Source organism: Pseudomonas sp. DTU12.1 (assembly GCF_009873475.1).
GTDB lineage: Bacteria > Pseudomonadota > Gammaproteobacteria > Pseudomonadales > Pseudomonadaceae > Aquipseudomonas > Aquipseudomonas proteolytica.
The window spans coordinates 728,330-748,692 of record NZ_CP045254.1 but is presented as its reverse complement, the minus strand read 5'-3'; the positions used below and the strand labels follow the sequence as shown (position 1 = coordinate 748,692).

At 61.4% G+C, this 20,363-nt stretch carries 17 protein-coding genes; 7 read left to right on the top strand and 10 right to left on the bottom strand.

From position 1 onward, the window contains the following. The first annotated feature begins 177 nt into the window (after nt 1-177). Entirely contained in the window at nt 178-1,617 is a 1,440-nt protein-coding gene (locus GDV60_RS03235) for a TolC family outer membrane protein (protein ID WP_070996444.1), read from the top strand. Between the two features lie 110 nt (nt 1,618-1,727). On the opposite strand, the gene waaA is transcribed toward GDV60_RS03235, so the two are convergent. Both waaA and GDV60_RS03225 read right to left on the bottom strand, forming a co-directional pair. Further along, complete coding sequence (gene waaA / locus GDV60_RS03230) at nt 1,728-3,005, bottom strand: lipid IV(A) 3-deoxy-D-manno-octulosonic acid transferase (protein ID WP_092233022.1); 1,278 nt, start codon at nt 3,003-3,005, stop codon at nt 1,728-1,730. A gap of 23 nt (nt 3,006-3,028) precedes the next feature. Then, nucleotides 3,029-3,919, bottom strand: a complete 891-nt coding sequence (locus GDV60_RS03225) for a LysR family transcriptional regulator (protein WP_092233020.1) — start codon at nt 3,917-3,919, stop codon at nt 3,029-3,031. Nucleotides 3,920-4,120: 201 nt separating this feature from the next. Here GDV60_RS03225 and GDV60_RS03220 point away from each other — a divergent pair, with 201 nt between their 5' ends. From GDV60_RS03220 to GDV60_RS03205, 4 genes are all read left to right on the top strand, one after another. Next, nucleotides 4,121-4,456, top strand: coding sequence for a multidrug efflux SMR transporter (locus GDV60_RS03220; protein ID WP_029299169.1), 336 nt, complete (start codon nt 4,121-4,123; stop codon nt 4,454-4,456). Between the two features lie 85 nt (nt 4,457-4,541). After that, a complete protein-coding gene (locus GDV60_RS03215; RefSeq protein WP_159906281.1) occupies nt 4,542-5,717 on the top strand; it encodes an FAD-binding oxidoreductase in 1,176 nt (391 codons plus the stop codon). Further along, the gene (locus tag GDV60_RS03210) at nt 5,714-6,526 is read left to right on the top strand and encodes an aldo/keto reductase (protein WP_159906279.1); all 813 of its coding nucleotides are present in this window, start codon (nt 5,714-5,716) and stop codon (nt 6,524-6,526) included. The genes GDV60_RS03215 and GDV60_RS03210 overlap by 4 nt, the downstream gene beginning before the upstream one ends. A gap of 41 nt (nt 6,527-6,567) precedes the next feature. Continuing rightward, nucleotides 6,568-7,533: a hypothetical protein gene (locus tag GDV60_RS03205; protein ID WP_029299175.1), complete on the top strand. Its 966-nt coding sequence runs from the start codon at nt 6,568-6,570 to the stop codon at nt 7,531-7,533. 46 nt (nt 7,534-7,579) lie between these two features. On the opposite strand, the gene GDV60_RS03200 is transcribed toward GDV60_RS03205, so the two are convergent. The 3 genes from GDV60_RS03200 to msbA all read right to left on the bottom strand — a co-directional run bounded on the left by GDV60_RS03200 (nt 7,580) and on the right by msbA (nt 11,883). After that, nucleotides 7,580-8,509, bottom strand: a complete 930-nt coding sequence (locus tag GDV60_RS03200; protein ID WP_029299177.1) for an NAD-dependent epimerase/dehydratase family protein — start codon at nt 8,507-8,509, stop codon at nt 7,580-7,582. Nucleotides 8,510-8,520: 11 nt separating this feature from the next. Beyond that, complete coding sequence (gene hldE, locus GDV60_RS03195) at nt 8,521-9,957, bottom strand: bifunctional D-glycero-beta-D-manno-heptose-7-phosphate kinase/D-glycero-beta-D-manno-heptose 1-phosphate adenylyltransferase HldE (protein ID WP_029299178.1); 1,437 nt, start codon at nt 9,955-9,957, stop codon at nt 8,521-8,523. Nucleotides 9,958-10,062: 105 nt separating this feature from the next. After that, a complete protein-coding gene (gene msbA, locus GDV60_RS03190) occupies nt 10,063-11,883 on the bottom strand; it encodes a lipid A export permease/ATP-binding protein MsbA (protein WP_029299179.1) in 1,821 nt (606 codons plus the stop codon). Between the two features lie 124 nt (nt 11,884-12,007). On the opposite strand from msbA, the gene GDV60_RS03185 reads away from it, so the two are divergent. Beyond that, nucleotides 12,008-12,664: a phosphotransferase gene (locus GDV60_RS03185; RefSeq protein ID WP_104911449.1), complete on the top strand. Its 657-nt coding sequence runs from the start codon at nt 12,008-12,010 to the stop codon at nt 12,662-12,664. 2 nt (nt 12,665-12,666) lie between these two features. On the opposite strand, the gene GDV60_RS03180 is transcribed toward GDV60_RS03185, so the two are convergent. The 4 genes from GDV60_RS03180 to GDV60_RS03165 form a co-directional block, all read right to left on the bottom strand. Then, the gene (locus GDV60_RS03180) at nt 12,667-14,073 is read right to left on the bottom strand and encodes a hypothetical protein (RefSeq protein ID WP_256679354.1); all 1,407 of its coding nucleotides are present in this window, start codon (nt 14,071-14,073) and stop codon (nt 12,667-12,669) included. 225 nt (nt 14,074-14,298) lie between these two features. After that, complete coding sequence (locus GDV60_RS03175) at nt 14,299-15,204, bottom strand: glycosyltransferase family A protein (protein ID WP_159906275.1); 906 nt, start codon at nt 15,202-15,204, stop codon at nt 14,299-14,301. After that, entirely contained in the window at nt 15,197-16,951 is a 1,755-nt protein-coding gene (locus GDV60_RS03170) for a carbamoyltransferase (RefSeq protein ID WP_159906273.1), read from the bottom strand. The genes GDV60_RS03175 and GDV60_RS03170 overlap by 8 nt, the downstream gene beginning before the upstream one ends. A 150-nt stretch (nt 16,952-17,101) precedes the next feature. Continuing rightward, a complete protein-coding gene (locus GDV60_RS03165; RefSeq protein ID WP_159906271.1) occupies nt 17,102-17,443 on the bottom strand; it encodes a YceK/YidQ family lipoprotein in 342 nt (113 codons plus the stop codon). A 162-nt stretch (nt 17,444-17,605) separates the two neighbouring features. On the opposite strand from GDV60_RS03165, the gene GDV60_RS03160 reads away from it, so the two are divergent. Further along, nucleotides 17,606-19,699, top strand: coding sequence for a TonB-dependent receptor (locus tag GDV60_RS03160; protein WP_169888585.1), 2,094 nt, complete (start codon nt 17,606-17,608; stop codon nt 19,697-19,699). A 180-nt stretch (nt 19,700-19,879) separates the two neighbouring features. Here GDV60_RS03160 and GDV60_RS03155 read toward each other — a convergent pair whose 3' ends face one another. Continuing rightward, nucleotides 19,880-20,329 (bottom strand): hypothetical protein, encoded by a 450-nt coding sequence (locus tag GDV60_RS03155; RefSeq protein WP_159906269.1) that lies wholly within the window; start codon nt 20,327-20,329, stop codon nt 19,880-19,882. Nucleotides 20,330-20,363 lie beyond the last annotated feature (34 nt).

Sequence of the window (20,363 nt, the reverse complement as noted above, 5' to 3'; positions counted from 1 at the left end):
GCAGGCAAATTGCCAATAGCGGTGCATTCAGCGTGATGAATGGCGCAATTACAGGATTGTTGTGCCGCAGTGCGGCCACTACACTCGGCTACTGTCTCAACGCCTTGACGCTATGGATTGCTCGTCGTAGCCTTGGGCGCTAAATTATCGCCGTAATATTTATCTAGGGATCGCCTCATGCTGCGCAAACTTTCACTGGCTCTTGCCGTGTCTTGTGCGACCAATGGAATGGTCTGGGCAGCAGAAGCGCCCTTGTCGACCAAAACCGATCTGGTCAGCGTCTACCAGGAAGCGGTGGACAACAACGCCGACCTGGCCGCCGCCCGTGCCCAATACGGCGCGCAAAAAGAAGTGGTGCCCCAGGCCCGTGCCGGCCTGCTGCCCAACCTCTCGGCCGGCGCCGACGTGAATAACGTGCGCACCCAGATCGACACGCCCTCGGCCACTGCCAATCGCGACGCCCACACCTGGCGCGCGACCCTCAGCCAGCCGCTGTTCCGTGCCGACCGCTGGTTCCAGCTGCAGGCTGCCGAAGCCGTGAATGAACAAGCCGCCCTGCAACTCTCGGCCACCGAGCAGGAACTGATCCTGCAAAGCGCCGAAAACTACTTCGCCGTGCTGCGCGCCCAGGACAACCTGGCCTCGACCAAGGCCGAGGAAGCGGCCTTCAAGCGCCAACTGGACCAGTCCAACGAGCGTTTCGACGTGGGCCTGTCGGACAAGACCGACGTACTGCAATCCCAGGCCAGCTACGACACCGCACGCGCCAACCGGATCCTCGCCCAGCGCCAGGTGGATGACGCGTTTGAAGCGCTGATCACCCTGACCAACCGCCAATACAACGCGATCCAGGGCATTGTCCACACGCTGCCGGTGTTGCCGCCGGCACCGAACGACGCCAAAGCCTGGGTCGACACCGCCGGGCGGCAGAACCTGAACCTGCTGGCCAGCAACTATGCGGTGACGGCTGCCGAAGAGACCCTCAAGCAACGCAAGGCCGGCCACGCGCCGACCCTGGACGCGGTGGCGCAATACGAGAAAGGCGACAACGACGCCCTCGGTTTCAGTAACCCCAACGCCTTCGGCCAGCCCTATCGTGGTGATGTCGAGCAACGCACCATCGGCCTGCGCCTGAATATCCCGCTGTACAGCGGCGGCCTCACCAGCTCCCAGGTGCGCGAGTCATATTCGCGCCTGGGCCAGACCGAGCAGCAACGCGAAGGCCTGCGCCGCCAGGTGGTGGAAAACACCCGCAACCTGCACCGCGCGGTGAATACCGATGTGGAGCAAGTGCAGGCCCGCCGCCAGTCGATCATCTCCAACCAGAGCGCAGTGGAAGCCACGGAAATCGGTTACCAGGTGGGCACGCGCAATATCGTCGATGTGCTGGACTCGCAGCGCCAGCTCTACTCCTCGGTGCGCAACTACAACAACAGCCGCTATGACTACATCCTCGACAACCTGCGCCTGAAGCAGGCGGCGGGGACGTTGAACCCGGGGGATCTGCAGGATCTGGCGCGGTACCTGAAGGCTGACTACAACCCGGACAAGGACTTCCTGCCGCCGGACCTGGCCAAGGCTGCGGCCGAGCAACTGAAGGCCCGCCCCAGCAACTAAACCCACCGCATAACAAATGTGGGAGCGGGCTTGCTCGCGAAGACGGTGTCTCAGTCAATACATGTGTTGACTGACACACCGTCTTCGCGAGCAAGCCCGCTCCCACAAGGTCAGCGGTTGATCAGGCGGTCGATACCATCGAGCAAGCGCTTCAACGCCCCCTGGTTGCCCTGCATCACCTTGAGCCCCGCCTGCGCCATCTTCTGCGCATCCTGCGGCAGCTCAAACAACTGCCGCACCGCCTCGGCCAAGCCCTCGGCATCCTCCACCTCCCGCAACGCCCCGGCTTCGCGCATCAGCGCGGCGATTTCGAGGAAGTTGAACAGGTGCGGGCCGCTGATCACCGGCTTGGCCAGCGCAGCGGGCTCCAGCAGGTTATGCCCACCATTGGGCACCAGGCTGCCGCCGACAAAAGCGCTGTCGGCCAAGGCATACAAAAACAGCAGCTCGCCCATGGTGTCGCCCAGCAATACCGAGGTCTGGGCGTTGACCGGCGCGCCGCTGGAGCGCCGCACGGTGGCAAAACCCTGCTGCTGGCACAGCTCAAACATCGTGTTGAAACGCTCCGGATGCCGTGGCACCAGAATCAACAGGGCGTTGGGATAGCTGGCGAGCAACTGCCGATGGGCCGCCAGCACCACTTCATCTTCACCCTCGTGGGTACTGGCGGCGATCCACACCGGGCGCTCGCTGGCCTGCCACTGCTCACGCAACGCAGCGGCGCGCGCCAACAGCTGAGGGTCGATGGTCAGGTCAAACTTGATCGAGCCGGTGACTTCGACCGTTTCCGCACGTGCGCCCAGGCTGCGAAAGCGCTCGGCCTCGGTGGCGGTCTGCACGGCGAACAGGCTCATTTCTGCCAGCATCGGCGCAGTCAGTTTGGCGAAACGTGCGTAGCCCTTGGCCGAGCGTGCCGACAGCCGCGCATTGGCCAGTACCACGGGAATCCCGCGCTTGGCGCACTGGTGGATATGATTGGGCCACAACTCGGTTTCCATGATGACCGCCAGCCTGGGCTGGACCCGGTCCAGAAAGCGCTTGGCGGCACATGGCAAATCGTAGGGCAGGTAGCAATGCTGGATGCGCGGCTCATTGGCGAACAATGCCTGGATCCGCTCGGAACCGGTGGGCGTCATGCAGGTGACGGTGATCGGCAACTGTGGATGACGCGCCAGCAAACCACGGATCATCGGTGCGGCGGCGATGCTCTCGCCCACCGACACCGCGTGCACCCAGATCCCACCGGGTTTGAGTAGCGGCAACCCGTAGGAAAAGCGTTCGCTGACGCGCTTGGCGTAGGCCGGCGCCTTGCGTGCCCGCAGCCATAGACGTAAGGCCACCAACGGCAGCGCCAGGTAAAACAGACAGCTGTAGAGAGTTCTATTCATGGCGCCGGAGTTTATCGGCTTTTTCAGCCGATCGCCTGCAAACACTCGGTAAAACGTTCGGCCAGAAAGCGCGCCGCCGGGCCCAAGGGTTCATCCCGACGCCAAACCAGCTCTACCACCAGGGCCGGTGGCGTCCATTCGCTATCCAACTCGACCATCTGCCCCTGATACGTCGGGTATTGCACCACATGTCGCGGTAACCAGGCCCAGCCCAGGCCACGCGCCAGCCACTCGGCCAACACGTAAAAGCTGTCGGCACGCCACACCTGCGGGCTGGCCGCCTCGCTACCGGGGTAGACGCTGGTCTGGGTCGACATCAGCAACTGGCGAAACTGCGCCAGGCGCTGGCAATCGACAAAACCGCCGCTGGCCAGCGGATGCCCGACGCCGCACACCGTGACCATCTCCACGCTGCCAACCACCCGCCGCTCAAGGGCCTCGGGGATCTGGTCGTGGTAGAACAGCAACCCCAGGTCCGCTTTGCGCTCGACTAATTTGCGTGCGACATCACCTTGGGCCGTGCTCGACAATTGCACTTCCAGGCTAGGAAATTTCCCGGCCAGCGCCTCCAGGCTATCGAGTACCGGCTGATACAACATGGCTTCGTCCTGGGCCAGGCGCAGCCGCGCTTCTTCGCCACGCATCAAGGACAGAGCGCGGCCGTTAAGACGCTCGCACTGACGCAGCACTTCCCGGGCCTCCTCCAGCAGCACCGCGCCGGCCTCGGTCAACCGGGGCTGGCGACCGCTGCTACGATCAAACAGGCTCACCCCAAGGTCGGCCTCCAGCAAGGCAATGCCATTGCTTACCGCCGACTGCGCCTTGCGCTGGTCCCGGGCCACCGCCGAAAAAGAACGCTGTTCGGCGACGCTGACAAACAGGCGCATCTGCTCCAGGTTCCATTGCACGCTCATTGGTCAACCCCATCTTTAATTCGGATAGGTAATGACTTTACCCCATCTGATAACGCACTAAAATGCCAGCCTTTCCAGGAGCGGGCTGGCTCGCGAAAAACCCGAGAACACCACGTTCAACCAGGTTATGCGCATGACCGTTAACGATTTTCGCGAGCAAGCTCGCTCCTACAGTATTGAGCCCATCCCGAGGATTGCCCCATGAACGTCGCCTACTACTACCTGGCTATCGCCATCTGCTCGGAGGTGATCGCTACCGTTTCCATGAAAGCAATCAAGGGCTGGAGCACGCCGATTCCCCTACTGTTGGTGATCGTGGGTTATGGCGTGGCTTTCTGGATGCTGACTCTGGTGGTGCGCACCGTCCCGGTGGGCGTGGCCTATGCGGTATGGGCCGGGATGGGCATTGTCATGGTCAGCATCGCGGCGCTGTTTATCTATGGGCAGAAGCTCGATCTGCCGGCGATGCTCGGGATGGGCTTGATTGTGCTCGGGGTGGTGGTGATTCAGTTGTTTTCGAAAACGGCAGGCCACTGACCTCCTACAGTTGTTGATCCTGAGCAAAGATCCCGCCGTCGAGTCTGTATACTTGGCCTCTTGTTCTGAACACTGAGGTCGCCCCATGCCATCCGTTATTTCCACCGACGTCCTGATTGTCGGCGCCGGGGTTGCCGGCCTCTGGCTCAATGCGCGCCTGCGTAGCCAGGGGTTTTCCACGATTGTGGTGGAGAACGCGACCCTGGGTGGCGGGCAGAGCGTGAAGTCCCAGGGGATCATTCACGGTGGTGCGAAATACGCCTTGCACGGTGCCCTGACCGGCGCCTCTGAAGCTATTGCCGATATGCCACGACGCTGGCGCGAGGCGCTGGCCGGCACCGGCGAGCTGGACCTGACGGGCGTGCGCCTGCTGTCGCAGGCCCATTACCTGTGGTCGCCAGGCACCCTGGCCGGCAACCTCACCAGCTTCTTCGCCAGCAAGGCGGTGCGCGGCCGCGTCGACCAGGTCAAGGGCGAAGATTTGCCGCTGGCCCTGCAAGACCGCCGCTTCAAGGGCAAGGTCTATCGCCTGGCCGAACTGGTGGTGGATGTGCCGAGCCTGATCGAACGCCTGGCGCAATTGGCCGGCGACGGCCTGCTCGCCGGGCAACAGATCGAGCCGCTGCTTGAGGGTGGCATCCTGGTTGGCCTGAAAGTCGATGGCCGAGCGGTTCGCGCCCAGCGCATCGTGCTGAGCGCCGGCGGCGGCACCGCCGAACTGCTGACCACCCTGGGCCTGAGCCAGCCGGCCATGCAAAAGCGCCCGCTGCATATGATCATCGCCAAGGGCCCTGGCCTCAAACCCCTGTACGCGCACTGCCTGGGCGGGGGCACCAAGCCACGGATCACCATCACCACGCACCCGACCGCTGACGGCAATTGGGTGTGGTACATGGGCGGCGATATTGCCGAGACCGAAGGCGTGCACCGCACGCCCGCCGAGCAGATCGCCACCGCGCAAAAGGAGCTGGCGCAACTGCTGCCGTGGATCGACATGAGCCAGACCCAGTGGGCGACCCTGCGGGTGGATCGCGCCGAGCCCCTGCAAACGGGCCTGACCCGGCCGGACAACGCATTCCTCGCCGAACAGGGCCGGCTGCTGGTGGGCTGGCCAACCAAGCTGGCCCTGGCGCCGGACTTCGCCGACCGGGTGCTCAACGCCCTGGAACGTGACGGCATCCAGCCGACACCCAGCGAACCATTGCCGCAACTGCCTCGCCCCGCCATCGCCCAACCCGCCTGGGAGCAATTGTTGCCATGAGCCTGCCGACCCTGCATGACCTTCATCGCCCCCTGGGCAGCACCGGCCTGCTGGTGTCGCCACTGGGCCTGGGCACCGTGAAACTGGGGCGCGACCAGGGGGTGAAGTACCCCAATGGTTTCCAGATCCCCAACGATGAGGAGGCGCGGATGTTGCTGCGCCAGGCGCGCGAGCTGGGGATCAACCTGATCGACACCGCCCCCGCCTATGGTCACAGCGAAGAACGCCTGGGCCCGCTGCTGCGTGGCCAGCGCCAGGACTGGGTGATTGTCAGCAAGGTCGGCGAAGAATTTGCCGACGGCGTGTCCCGTCACGACTTCAGCGCGGCCCACACCCGGCTGTCCGTGGAGCGCAGCCTGAAACGCCTGGAAACGGATTTTATCGACCTGGTGCTGGTGCATTCCGACGGCAACGACTTGCATATTCTCAACAACTGCGAGGTCTACCAGACTCTGGCGGACCTCAAGGCCGAGGGCAAGATTCGCGGTTTCGGCTTTTCCGGCAAAACCGTCGAGGGCGGGGTGAGGGCTCTGGAACAAGGTGATTGCGCCATGGTCACCTACAATCTGAACGAGCAAGACGAAAAAGCCGTGATTGATTATGCCGCCGCCCACGGCAAAGGCATCCTGGTGAAAAAGGCCCTGGCCAGTGGGCATGCGTGCCTTGAGCCGGGAGTGGATCCAATTCACGCCAGTTTCATCTTGTTGTTTGCGCAAACGGGCGTGGCCAGTGCTATTGTCGGGACCATCAACCCGCTGCACCTTGCCCATAATGTGGCAACCGCTGCCAAGATCATTCGCCAATCCTGATGCCGCCGACGCGGCCGACCCCGACGCAAGAAGGAGCCGACATGCCGCGAACGCTCATAAGAAAAAACCCCAGTAACTTTAAAACTCTGCCGCTGTACGTCGAAGCCACCCCCGAAGGCCTGAGCTACCAGAGCGTGGGCATGCCGCTCAACTTTGCCCAGACTCTGCAGCGGCGCAAGCCGGTGGAAGTGGCGGATGCCGAGCGCTTCGCCCTGGAACTGGCCAACCTCGGGGTGTCGGTGCGCCTGACACTGCACTGGCAAAACCGCGATTACTGGGTACTGGTGCGCCAGCGTCGCCAGGACCGTGGCGACGTGGTGCTCAAACTGATTTCCGGCTACGTGCCGGCCCATGAACTGAACTTGCCACTGCACACTGCCATCCAGGAAATCGCCGAGGAGTGCCTGCTGGAAACCCCGGAAGGCTGGCTGGGCGGGCGCTTCAACGATACCTGGCTGCCGGCGCCCTACTCCAGCGCGCTGCATTACCGCGAGGCGTTGCCGTTTCGCCTGTCGCCGCTGTCCGGCGCTGCCCGCCCGGTGCGCTGCGCCAACATGCAATTGATCGAACGCCCCCGGGCCTATGTGCACCTGCCCACGGCCTCACTGCAATTGATCTACGACCTGCGCCTGGAAGTGCCCAAGGAAGCCAAGTCCTTGAGCCTGTTCCATGTGGACGAACGCCTGGAGGGCGACCAACTGGTGGCGCGCCTGGACCGCCAGCGCCCGGACTTGTACCTGATGCCCCTGAAGGACGGCCAGCCTTGCGCCGAGCTGTTTACCTTGAAAAAGGATCAACTGGTGCCAGCGAGCACGCGCGGGTTGTACCTGGCCGAAAGTTTTGCCCAGCAGGAAGGTTGGCTGGTGCGCGATGAGCGGATCCGCTGGAAGGACTGGCTCAGGCAACAGGGCCTGAGCGCGCCGGAGAAGGAATCGAAGTTGAGCCAGCTGACCGGGCGGGCCAGGCAGATCTTGCGCAAGATGGTGCCGAAAAAAGCAGGACGCTGACGCCTCCCCTGTAGGAGCCAGGCCGGCTCCTACAGAGAATAAGGGCTCAGCCGTGCAGCAGTTTCTCCAGGCCCGTCTTCAGCGGCGTCGCCTCAGGCAACGTGAAGCTCGCCGCCAGGCGCTGGTTATTGGCCCTGGAGTGCCGAATATCCCCTGAACGCGGCTCTGTGTAGCTGACAGCCGGCAACGAGCCGACGATTTCCGACAGCGCCTGCAGCAACTGCTTGAGCGTGGTGGTGCGGTTCCAGCCGACATTGATCGCACCCAGAGGCGCTTCGGCCATTTCCACCGCTTGCACCAGCACCGCCACCAGATCCCCGACGTACATGAAGTCCCGGGTTTGCTCACCGTCGCCGAATACGGCAATCGGCAGGCCTTTTTGCGCGCGCTCGCTGAAGATGCTGATCACCCCGGAGTACGGCGATGAAGGATCCTGGCGCGGGCCAAAGATGTTGAAGAAGCGGAAAATCACCGGCTCCAGGCCATGCTGGCGACGGTAGAAGTCAAAGTAATGCTCGCTCGCCAGCTTGTCCGATGCATAAGGCGTCAACGGTGCCTTGGCGGTTTGCTCGTCGATAGAGTCGCCTTCGCCGTTGTTGCCATACACCGCAGCGCTCGAGGCAAACACCACGCGCTTGACCCCGGCCTGGCGCATGGCCTCGCAGACATTCAGGCTACCCACGAAGTTGCTCTGGTGTGTACTGACCGGATCATCCACCGACGCCTGCACCGACGCGACTGCCGCCAGGTGCACTACGGCTGTCGCCCCCACCGCCGCACGAGCGACCAGCGCAGCGTCGGCCACATCACCTTCCAGTAGTTGCAGGCGCGGGTTGTCCAGCGCCAGGTTGCTGCGTTTGCCGGTGGACAGGTTATCCAGCACGCGCACTGCATAGCCCTTGGCAAGCAGTGCATCGACCAGATTGGAACCGATAAAGCCGGCACCGCCGGTAATCAGTACGAGAGCATCAGACATAGCGGTAAAACCTATTGAGCGGCATCGTTGGTTTGGCGGATTTTTTCGACAATCGCGGTCGTCGAGCTGTTTTCCACCAACCCCAGGACTTTGACCTTGCCACCATAGGCGTTGACGATATCGGCACCGACCACCTGGTCGACCGAGTAGTCACCACCCTTGACCAACACATCTGGCTTGACCTGGGCCAGGAGGTTTTCCGGAGTGCCCTCGGAGAAGCTGATCACCCAATCCACCGCGCCCAATCCAGCCAGGACCGCCATGCGCCGGTCCACGCTGTTGATCGGTCGGCCAGGGCCTTTCAGGCGGCTGACCGAAGCATCATCGTTGATCGCCACGATCAGGCGATCACCCTGGGCGCGAGCCTGCTCCAGGTAGGTCACATGGCCGGCGTGCAGGATATCGAAGCAGCCGTTGGTGAAGACAATGCTCTCGTTATGGGCACGGGCATCGTCAATCGCCAGCAGCAATTGCTCCAGGCTCAACACACCACGCTCCGAGCCTTCCTCGCGCTGGATCGCGCGACGCAGTTCCGGGGCACTGATGGACGCCGTACCCAGCTTGCCCACCACGATGCTCGCTGCCAGGTTGGCCAGGGCTACCGCATGGGGCAACTCCTCCCCTGCCGCAATCGCTGCCGCCAGGGTGGAGATCACGGTGTCGCCGGCGCCCGTGACGTCGAACACTTCCCGCGCACGCGCCGGCAAGTGCATGGCCGGGTGACCGGGACGCAGCAGGGTCATGCCGTGTTCGCCACGGGTCACCAGCAAGGCGCCGAGGTCGAGGTCGGCCATCAGGCTTGCGCCTTTGCTCACCAAGTCGTGCTCATCGACGCAACCGCCGACGATGGTTTCAAATTCGCTGAGGTTCGGCGTGATCAGGCTGGCGCCTCGGTAGACCGAGAAATCCTTGCCCTTGGGATCGGCCAGCACCGGGATGCCACGGGCCTTGGCGGCCTGGATCAGCATCTGGTGGTTTTTCAATGCGCCTTTGCCGTAGTCCGACAGCACCAGCACCTTGATGCCTTCGAGCAGCTCGTCGACCTGCTCACTGAGGGCCAGGGCGTCGGTGGCGAAGGGTTCTTCAAAGTCGATACGCAGCAACTGCTGGTGACGGCTCATGACCCGCAGCTTGACGATGGTCGGCTGGTGGGCGATGCGCTGGAACAGGGCACGCACGCCAGCGCCGCGCAGGCTGTTGGTCAGGCTGTCGGCGGCTTCATCGTCGCCGGTCACGCCGACCAGGGAGGCCGGGGCGCCGAGGGCGGCGATGTTAAGGGCAACGTTGGCAGCGCCGCCTGGGCGGTCTTCGATTTGCTCGACCTTGACTACCGGTACCGGTGCCTCAGGGGAAATCCGTGAGGTACCGCCATGCCAGTAACGGTCGAGCATGACATCGCCGACCACCAAGACAGGGGCTTGATCGAATCGCGGCATGGACAACTTCATGGAGCAACCCACATACAAAATGAACAGGGGCGCGATATTAGCACAGGGAAAAGCATCGACCGATTCAATCCTGGCGGTCGATCGCAGCCCGGCGCCCCTGGCGCCTCAATAGGCATCCGTCACATGGGAGGGCGCCACTGGGTCGCCTTCTTCGAACTCCTTGGCGTGCAGGCGGGCGTAGTAGCCATTCTTCGCCAGCAACTCGACATGGGTCCCGCGCTCGACAATCTGGCCGTCATCCATTACCAGGATCAGGTCGGCTTTCTCGATGGTGCTCAAGCGGTGGGCAATCACCAGGGTGGTGCGGTTCTTCACCACATGGTCCAGGGCCGCCTGGATATGGCGTTCGGACTCGGTATCCAGGGCCGAGGTCGCTTCGTCGAGAATCAGCAGCGGCGCATCCTTGAGCAAGGCCCGGGCAATTGCAATGCGCTGGCGCTGGCCGCCGGACAGCAGTACGCCGTTCTCGCCTACCAGGGTCTCATAGCCCTGGGGCATCTTCACGATGAACTCATCGGCATACGCTTCGCGAGCGGCGTGGTGTACCGCATCGGTGGGCGCGCCAGCCAGGTCGCCATAGGCGATGTTGTTGGTCACGGTGTCGTTGAACAGGGTGACCTGCTGAGTCACCAAGGCGATTTGCCGGCGCAGGTTGCGCAGGGTGAAATCCTGCACGCGTACGCCATCGAGCAGAATCTGCCCCTGCTCATGCTGGTAGAAGCGAGGGATCAAGCCGGCCAGGGTCGACTTGCCGCTGCCCGAACGCCCCACCAGCGCGACCATTTGCCCAGGCTCGACGATAAAGCTGATGTCGTTGAGCACCTTCTTGTCGCTTTCCGGGTATTGGAAGCTGAGGTTGCGCACTTCAATACGCCCAGCCAGGCGTTCATGCTCGATCACGCCCTGGTCGACTTCTACCGGCTCATCCAACTGCTCGAAAATACTCTCGGCGCCCGCCACACCCTTCTGGATGGTCGAGCTGACCTCGGAAAGCTGGCGAATCGGCTTGGGCAGCAGGCCAGCCATGGTGATATAGGCCACCAGGTCGCCAGGCGAGGCATCGCCGCGCAAATACAGGACCAGGAACATGACCACGGCCATCGCACTGTAGGTCACCAATTGCAGCATCGGCGTGTACACCGCGCCGGTCTTGGTCATCGCCAGTTGTTTCTCGGTATTGCTCAGGCTCGCCTGCTCGAAGCGCACCTTTTCATATTGCTCGCCGCCAAAGCTGCGGACCACACGGTAGCCGTGGATCGTCTCGGAGGCCACATGGGTCACGTCGCCCATGGACACCTGGATTTTCTTGCTCTGCTTGCGGAATTTACGGCTGGTGCTGTTCACCATCATGCCGATCACCGGCAGGATCGCCAGCATCACCAGGGTCAGTTTCCAGTTCATCCAGACCAGGGTGCAAAACAGGAAAATCACGGTCATGCCTTCACGGATAACCACCTTGATCGCATCGGTGGCAGCCCCGGTGACCATGGTGACGTTGAAGGTAATGCGGGAAATCAGGTGGCCGGAGTTGTTCTTGTCAAAAAAGCGGTTGGGCAACTCCAACAGCTTGTTGAACAGCACCACGCGCAGGTCGTGGACCAACCCCAGGGAAACCCGGGCCAGGAAGAAGTTACCGAGGAACGAGCCCACGCCCTGCCAGGCTGCGATCAGCACGATCATCAGCGGCACGGTTTCCAGCAACTGCAACTTGCCAAGATAGGGGTTGCCGGGGAACAGGCTAGCCTCGGGGTTCGCCAGGCCATCGACGAAATACTTGAGGATGTAAGCGAGCATCGGCTGGGTCGATGCGAAGATCAGGAACCCGACGATACTCAGGATGAACAGACCCACATAAGGCCGTACGTAAGTCAGGAGGCGGAAGTAAATCGCCAGCGTCGACTGGGTTTTCGGTTCAGGACTGCTCATGGGAATCCGCGCAAATCAGTAAGGCGCGGATCATATCACAGGCCTCTTCGCCCCAAAAAACATGAGCATGGGCCAGCTTTGCGCCAAGTCGGTTAAGATGACCGGCTATTGATGGGAGTCAGGCATGCAAGTAATCGATCACAACACCTATGAGGCATTGCGCGCCGGCGCGCAGGTGCTGGAAGCCGATGGTTCTGGCGACAAGGTGCTCCGGTTGACCGATGGTTGCATGCTCAAACTGTTCCGGCGCAAGCGCCTGCTCAGTTCGGCGCTGTTCTACCCCTATGCACAACGCTTCGCCAACAACACCCGCGCATTGCAGCAACGGGACATCCCCTGCCCGCGCATCATTGCGGTGTATCGCATCCCCAGCATTGCGCGGGATGCGGTGTATTACAGCCCGCTGGCCGGGGAAACCATCCGCCAGTTGAAACTCGCCAAGGCCGACGCCGACGCCCTGCGTGGGCGCCTGGGCGGCTTCATTGCGCAATTGCACGAGAAGGGCGTGTACTTTCGTTCGCTGCACTTTGGCAACGTGGTCCTGACACCGGAAAACACCCTGGGCTTGATCGACATTGCCGACCTGAGCTGCCAGGCCACCCCGCTGAGCCAGAGCAAGCGGCGGCGCAACTTCAGCCACCTGCGGCGCTATGCCGAGGATCGGCAATGGCTACTGGGCGATGACGCCGGGCAAGCCTTCTTCAATGGCTATCGCCAGGCCTTGCCGGCGGGCAGTCAACAGGCGCCACTGATTGAGCGCCTGCGGCAACTACTGGACTGATCTCACTGGCCGATGACCAGTACCGTGGCGCCTCGGCGATTGGCGAAGCGCTCGACGATGCGCAGGTTGCGCTCGGCCAGCCAACCGGTGAGCCAGGGTTCGTTGCCGCGGGCTTCGATCAGGAAGTAGCGGAATTTATCCGCATAAGCCGGCGACATGGCCACTTCCCGGGTCAATTGCTGGAGCTGATAACCGCGACCAGCGTAATAGCTGATACGGCCATCATCGAAATACGCCGGGACATCCGGCTCGACGTTCGCCGCCATCCAACGCCCCGCCTCGACGTACTGGACCTTGCCGGGCCCGGTGGACACCACATTGGACAACATCACCAACAGGCAGACCGCCACCAGGGCCTTGCCCAGGCGCGGGAACTGCTGGGCAAACATCTGCATTGCCAGCGCCAGCGCCGGTACAAACAGCAGGCTCAAGAAGCTCATGTAACGCACGTTCATGAACTGCTGCTGAATAAAGAACAGCAGCAACACCAACAGGTACAACACCGCAGCCCAGGCAAAAGGCCGGTACTCATGCCAGTAGAGCTTGATTGCCTGCCAGTTGCGCCCCCGTAAAAAAGGCACGGCAAAGGGCCCGCAAATATTCACAAAACTGATGACCATGGCCGCCAGGATGCCAAAAAAGATGATGCGCCCTGTTTCATCCTGGGAGTACTTGTTGATCAGCGATCGGGAGAACTGCTCGCGCAGCAAATCAAACGACGCCAATACACTGTTTGGATTGATCAAGTCCAGATAGTAGGCAACGCGGCCCGATGAAAAACCACCCGTGGCCGAGACCAGCACCATACCCGCCACCACGCCCAGCAGCGGCAACGCGATGAATTGCAGGAGCGCCAGACGCCGCTCGCGAACCCACAGGCCAGGCAACTGCCACAGGCCCAGCGCCGGCAACAGCAATAACGCCTCCAGGCGGAAGGCTGCCGCCGCGACAATCGCCAGATGAATGATTGCCGCCCGCAGCCAGCCACCACGGGCCTGCCAGCGCATGGCCAGCCACAGCGTCAGGATGCAGAAAAACCAGAAGCCGAACTCGCGCAGGATCTCGCCACGAAACTGGTTGAACGCCGGCATCGCCAGCACCACCAGGCAGGCCCAAGGTGCAACCTGCACCGAGCGCTGGCGAACGCAGTCAACCAAGAGCGCACAGGTGCCCGCTGCAAACAGTGAACACCACAGGTAAGCACTCAGTTCTATGGGCAGGGCTGAAACCGAATGGGTACCCGCCAGGAGCAGGGAGAACCAGGGCCAGTTGAATACCGCAAAGGCGGATTTCGGACCATGGTCTAGGACGTCCTGGGCAATGGTCAGGTAGAACGCAGCATCACGCCCTACAGTCGCGGCACCCAGTACCGCGATCAGGGATAGCAGCAGGCTCCCAAAAAATGCCACTCGAACGGGATGCTCGACGACCACGCTCAAAGCCCGAGCCCACAACTTGCTGCTTATACCAACCACACCCCCCCCTTAAAACCTGGCGTCACATCGTGTGCACAAGATTTGAAAACATATGTTCCAGAAAACCACTGCACCGCAAAAAACCGACGCCCAGTGATTGCAATCAAACCGGGCGCTGTACTGGTCATTCTCGGCGTAGCGTAACAGGCTATAAAACGCTTACTTGAACAGCAGCTGAAGCGCCTTGCGTGTGTACGACCAGCGCGTCAGGGCGCGCCAGTCTGTACGCACCGCCTGGCAGTAAAACTGCTTGGCAAGCGTGTACTCCCCGGCACTTAAGCAATTGCGAAACAAAGACAAGCAGCGCTGTGCGAGAAACGCACGGCGCAAGCCTTGCAGCTCTGCCGGCATACGCCCCGGCGAGAACACCTCGTCCACCAGGCTCACGCCTGCCGCGACACTGTGATTGATGTCATGGCGCAAGCTGTCCCCATGCTTGTAGATCAGCGCCAGCGGCTGGTCGATGACCGTGCAAGGCACGCGCGCCAGGGCCTGGGCAAACACCGGGATATCCTCGGCGTTGCGCATGCGTTCGGGGTAGTTGCCCACCGCGAAGATGTCCCGGTGCATGGCGCAGGCGCCATTGGAGATCGCGATGGTTTTGTCCAGCAAATACCCGCGCACCCGCTGGAATGGGGTGGCAGGCAGCGGCTTGACGGCATGCAGGCGGCGCTTGCCGTCCTCGAACACCGACCAGTGACCACCGATGATCAAGCGACTGTCGGGATGGGTGGCAATATGCTGCGCGACCAGGGCCAGGGCGCCTGGGGCCATTTCATCATCGGCGTCCAGGAACATCAGGTACTGGCCCGCAGACTCTTCAATCCCACGATTGCGCACCGAGGCCAGGCCGCCATTGGGCTTGCGCAGGGCGCGGAATCGCCCGGGGTGCTTGGCCAACAGCGCCTCGAGCACCTGCGGTGTCTCATCGGTAGAGCCGTCATCAATCACCAACAACTGCGCATCGGCTTCGTCGAGTTGCGCCAGCACCGACTCAACCGCGCGCCCAAGGGTGCGCGCATAGTTATAGGCAGGGATGACGACGCCAATCAGTGCTTCAGTCAATGACTTGCCCTTCCACACCATCTTTGACGACCAGGATGTCTTCCATGATCAGGTACTGCAGGTCCGAGCCGAAGAACATGTTCAGGGCGTCGGTCGGCGAGCAAATCATCGCTTCGCCACGGCGGTTGAGCGAGGTGTTCAGGGACACACCGTTGCCGGTCAGCACTTCCAGCTCTTTCATCATGTCGTAGTAGCGCGGGTTGTACTCGCGCTTGAGCACCTGGGCGCGGGAGGTACCATCTTCATGGACCACTTCCGGCACGCGGGTTTTCCATTCTTCCGCCACTTCAAAGGTGAAGGTCATGAACGGGGCCGGGTGATCGACCTTGATCATCTGTGGGGCCACGGTGTCGAGCATCGACGGGCAGAAAGGCCTCCAGCGCTCGCGGAACTTGATCTGGTGGTTGATCCGGTCAGCCACGCCCAAGGCGCTCGGGCAACCGATGATCGAACGTCCGCCCAAGGCACGCGGACCGAACTCCATGCGGCCCTGGAACCAGGCCACCGGATTGCCGTCGACCATGATCTGGGCGATGCGCTTGGGCATGTCCTCGATCTGGCGCCACTTCGGCTTGCTCGGGTGCTTGGCGCACGCGGCAATCACTTCCTCGTTGCTGTAGGACGGGCCGAGATAGACGTGCTCCATCTTCTCTACCGGTACACCACGGGCATGGGACACATAAGCCGCCGCACCTACCGCGGTGCCGGCATCGCCGGACGCTGGCTGCACGAACAGCTCCTTGACGTCGTCGCGGGCAATGATCTTCTGGTTCAATTTGACGTTCAGCGCGCAGCCGCCGGCGAAGGCCAGCTTGCCGGTTTCCTTGAGGATATCGCCCAGGTAATGGTCGATCATCTGCAACGCCAGCTTCTCGAACAGCGCTTGCATGCTGGCTGCGTAGTGGATGTACGGCTCGTCAGCGATATCGCCTTCGCGCTTGGGACCCAGCCACTCGATCAGTTTTGGCGAGAAGTAGAAGCCCTTGCCTTTCTCTTTATAGCGGCGCAGGCCAATGACGTTGGCGTAGTCGGTATTGATCACCAACTCGCCGTTTTCAAAGGAGGCCAGGCGCGAGAAGTCGTACTTGCTGGCATCGCCATACGGCGCCATGCCCATGACCTTGAACTCGCCATCAAGCATCTCGAAACCGAGGAACTCAGTGATCGCGCCGTACAGGCCGCCGAGGGAGTCCGGATCGTAGAATTCCTTGATCTTGTGGATCTTGCCGTTCTCGCCATAGCCAAAGAAGGTCGTGGCGTACTCGCCCTTACCATCGATCCCCAGGATCGCGGTCTTCTCCTGGAAGCCCGAACAGTGATAAGCGCTGGAAGCGTGGGCCAGGTGGTGCTCGACCGGCTCGATCTTGATCTTCTTCGGATCAAAGCCCAGTTGCTCCAGGCACCAGACAATCTTGTTGCGGTAGCGCTTGTAGCGACGGTTGCCCATCAGGATCGCATCGAGTGCGCGGTCCGGTGCATACCAGTAACGCTTGGCATAGTGCCAGCGGGCCTCGCCGAACAAGCTGATCGGGGCAAACGGGATCGCCACTACATCAACGTCGGAAGGTTTGATACCGGCCTGCTCCAGACAGAACTTCGCCGATTCGTAGGGCATGCGGTTCTTTGCATGTTTATCGCGTACGAAGCGCTCTTCTTCGGCGGCCGCGATCAGCTTGCCGTCGATATACAACGCTGCGGAAGGATCATGGCTAAGGGCGCCGGACAGGCCAAGAATCGTCAATGCCACTGGGGTCTAGCCTCTTTTAGTCTGCATGCAGGCGCTGGCGCCTGAAAAATGTGTGCTCCTCGCCTCGGCGAGAAAAGCTAAAGGGCGGGATTATAGCTTAAAAGCGGCAAAACGCCTCTAGCGGCAAATGGCACGGAGAAACAAGCGGTATCAGCGGAAGATCTCGATACTGCCATCACGGTTCTGTCGGTAGACGGTGTAGGGCAGTACCAAAGTATCGAGAACACCTGACAGTACCAGGTCAACGGCAATCCAGGGCAGCGGGCCGATCTGCTGCTCGTCCAGGCTTTTTTTGCTGTTGGGTTCGCCATTGAGGGAGCAGAAGTCGTACACCACGCCGCTGTAGATACGGGGCACGCTCTCGCAATGGCTGCGCAGGTTCTTGAGGCCCTGGCTGGCCACCGCATCTTCGCGAAACACCGTATCGAGGGTGCCACAGGCCGTGGTCGAAAGGACAATGGCGGCAAACAGCAGAATGTTTGTAGGATTCACGGGCAACCCTCTTTGGCATGAGGGGGCAGCCTAACCCAAGACTGCGTAAGACGAATATGCCGGTAATGTGCGGGAATATTCTTCGGAAAAGCCTCGCAGAATCGTTAAACTCGCGCCCTTTTTTCCGCGCCTGCGCTGCGCGTCATGGAAGTTGGCTTGCTCATGAAAGTTGTTGTTCCCACCTGTATTGCGATGCTGCTCCCTAGCCTGCTGGGCTTGCCGCAAGCCGCTCAGGCAGAAGATGCCCCACTGATCCTCGACCCCAGTGTGGTGACAGGCTCGCGCAGCGCCAGTCGCAGCTTCGACCTGCCCTACTCGGTGGACAGCATCAGCCGTGAGCAGATCAGCGATGGCCAGTTGGGCATCAACGCCTCGGAGGCCCTGTCCCGCGTGCCGGGGCTGGTGGTGCAGAACCGCCAGAACTACGCTCAGGACTTGCAGATTTCGTCCCGTGGCTTTGGCGCGCGCTCGGCGTTTGGCGTACGCGGGATCAAGCTGATTGCCGATGGTATCCCCGCCAGCACCCCGGACGGCCAGGGCCAGGCGGCAACGTTCAACCTCGACACCGCCGAGCGCATAGAAGTACTGCGCGGCCCAGCCGCCACCCTGTATGGCAGCAACGCCGGCGGGGTGATCCAGATGTTCTCGCGCAATGGCGAGGGCGCACCACGTATTGGCGCCGAAACCCTGTTCGGCAGCGACGGCCTGAACAAGAACCACCTCAGCGCCGAAGGCGCGGTACAGGGCGCCGGGTTTGTCCTCGACGCCTCGCGCATGGACACCGACGGCTACCGCGACCACAGCAGCGCTCGCCGCGACCAGACCTTCGCCAAGCTCAACGTCGAGCCCGATGACGACAGCAAGCTGGCCCTGATCTACAGCAGCCTGGAGCAGAACGGCACCCAGGATCCGCTGGGGCAGACCTGGGCGGGCTACAAGGCCGACCCGCGTTCGGTCAGCAGCAACGCCCTGACGTACAACACGCGCAAGAGCATCGATCACCAGCAATTGGGGATGAATTACGAGCGGTACATGGGCGATGCGACGTTGCAGGTCAATGCCTATACGGGGCGGCGGAGTGTGATTCAGTATCTGTCGATTCCCAAGGGTGTTCCGAGCAACGAACGCGGCGGCGGCGTGGTGCAATTCGACCGCAAGTTCTACGGCGGTGGCGTGCGCTGGATGCAGCCTATCGACAGCGCACCGGGCGAGCTGATGATCATCGCCGGCCTGGACTTCGACCAGAGCGAGGACAGCCGCCACGGCTACCAGAACTACAGCGGCAACACCCTGGGCGTGAAAGGCGAACTGCGCCGCAACGAAATTGACACCGCCCGCAGCCTCGACCCCTACATCCAGGCCAACTGGGCCATTGACCGCTGGACCCTGCAAGCCGGGCTGCGCCACAGCACGATGGAGATGGACGTCGATGACCAGTTCCTGAGCAATGGCGATGCCAGCGGCAACAAGACCTACCAGAAGAACACGCCCTCGATGAGCGTGATGTACGCCTTCACCCCTGACCTGCACGGCTACGTCAGTGCCGGCAAGGGCTTTGAAACGCCGACCCAGGCAGAAATGGCCTATGCCCCGGGTGCCATCGAAGGTTTCAACTTTGGCCTGAAGCCCTCAGAGAGCACTCAATATGAAGTGGGTTTGAAGGCGCAGGTGAACAACAGCACGCGGCTCAACGCTGCCGTATTCCAGATCACCACCGAGGATGAGTTGGTAGTCGCACAGTCCAATGGCGGGCGCACCAGCTACCAAAACGCCGGCCGCACCCTGCGCCGCGGCTTTGAACTGGGCATCGAAAGCCAACTGAGCGAACAATGGAGCGCCAACCTCGCCTACACCCGCCTGCAAGCTACCTACGACAGTGACTTCAGCAACAACAGCAAAACCATCGACAAAGGCAACTACCTGCCCGGCGTCCCGCAGACCCTGCTGTTTGCCGAGCTGAACTGGAAACCAAGGGATTGGCTAAGCACTGCTGTCGAAGGCATGTACCGCAGCAAGATCTATGTCGAGGACACCAACCAGGAGCGTGCTGCGCCGGGCTACAGCGTCTTCAACTGGCGCGCGCGGTTTGAGCAGAAGGTCGAACACTGGACCTTTCACCAGACCTTGCGCCTGGATAACCTGCTGGACCGCCAATATGTCGGCTCTGTGATTGTTGGCGACAGTAACGGGCGCTATTACGAAGCGGCACCGGGGCGGTCCTGGTATGCCGGAGCCGGCGCCCAGTATCAGTTCTGACCCCACCAGGAGGCGCCGGCTTGCCGGCGCTTACTCGGTCGCTGTAAAACCACGACATATCGTTAAACAAAGGCGCAACTGGAAAAAGTGACGCCACATGCCTTAACTGCACTAGACGCCACTCCTCAATTGCAACCAAACAAACGCCGGCCAAACTATTTACTTATGAAGCCACCCAACTTACCGAATAGAACTCAAGTGAGTACGATGAGTGCTAGCGGGTTTATCGGTTTCGTTCTTGTCCGGAGTACTACCATAGAGCCCGGTAGGATCATAAGGAATTTCCACATCAATCAATTGACCATCCGGGTCGGTAGATTCATAGCTCTTTCCCGTAGGGTCATAAGGAATCTCCACATCTATCACCTGACCGGCAGCATCGGCCGGCCCGTAGCTTTTGCCGGTAGGGTCATAGGGAATTTCCCTATCGATAGGCTCCTCAGGAGCCCTGCCTCGACCCTCGCCAGCAGCGACCGCCGGCCCCCAGGTGCCGGTGCGGGGATCAAGCACTTGCGCATCCTCTCCAGCGGTAAGATCCAGTTTATTGGGCCGAGCTATCTCTTTTTCCTTATAGCCAACTCCCTCATAAGGTTGAAAGTTATAACCCGAAACACTACCAATATTAGACATGATAAAACTCTCCAAACTTAAAGACATTAACAGG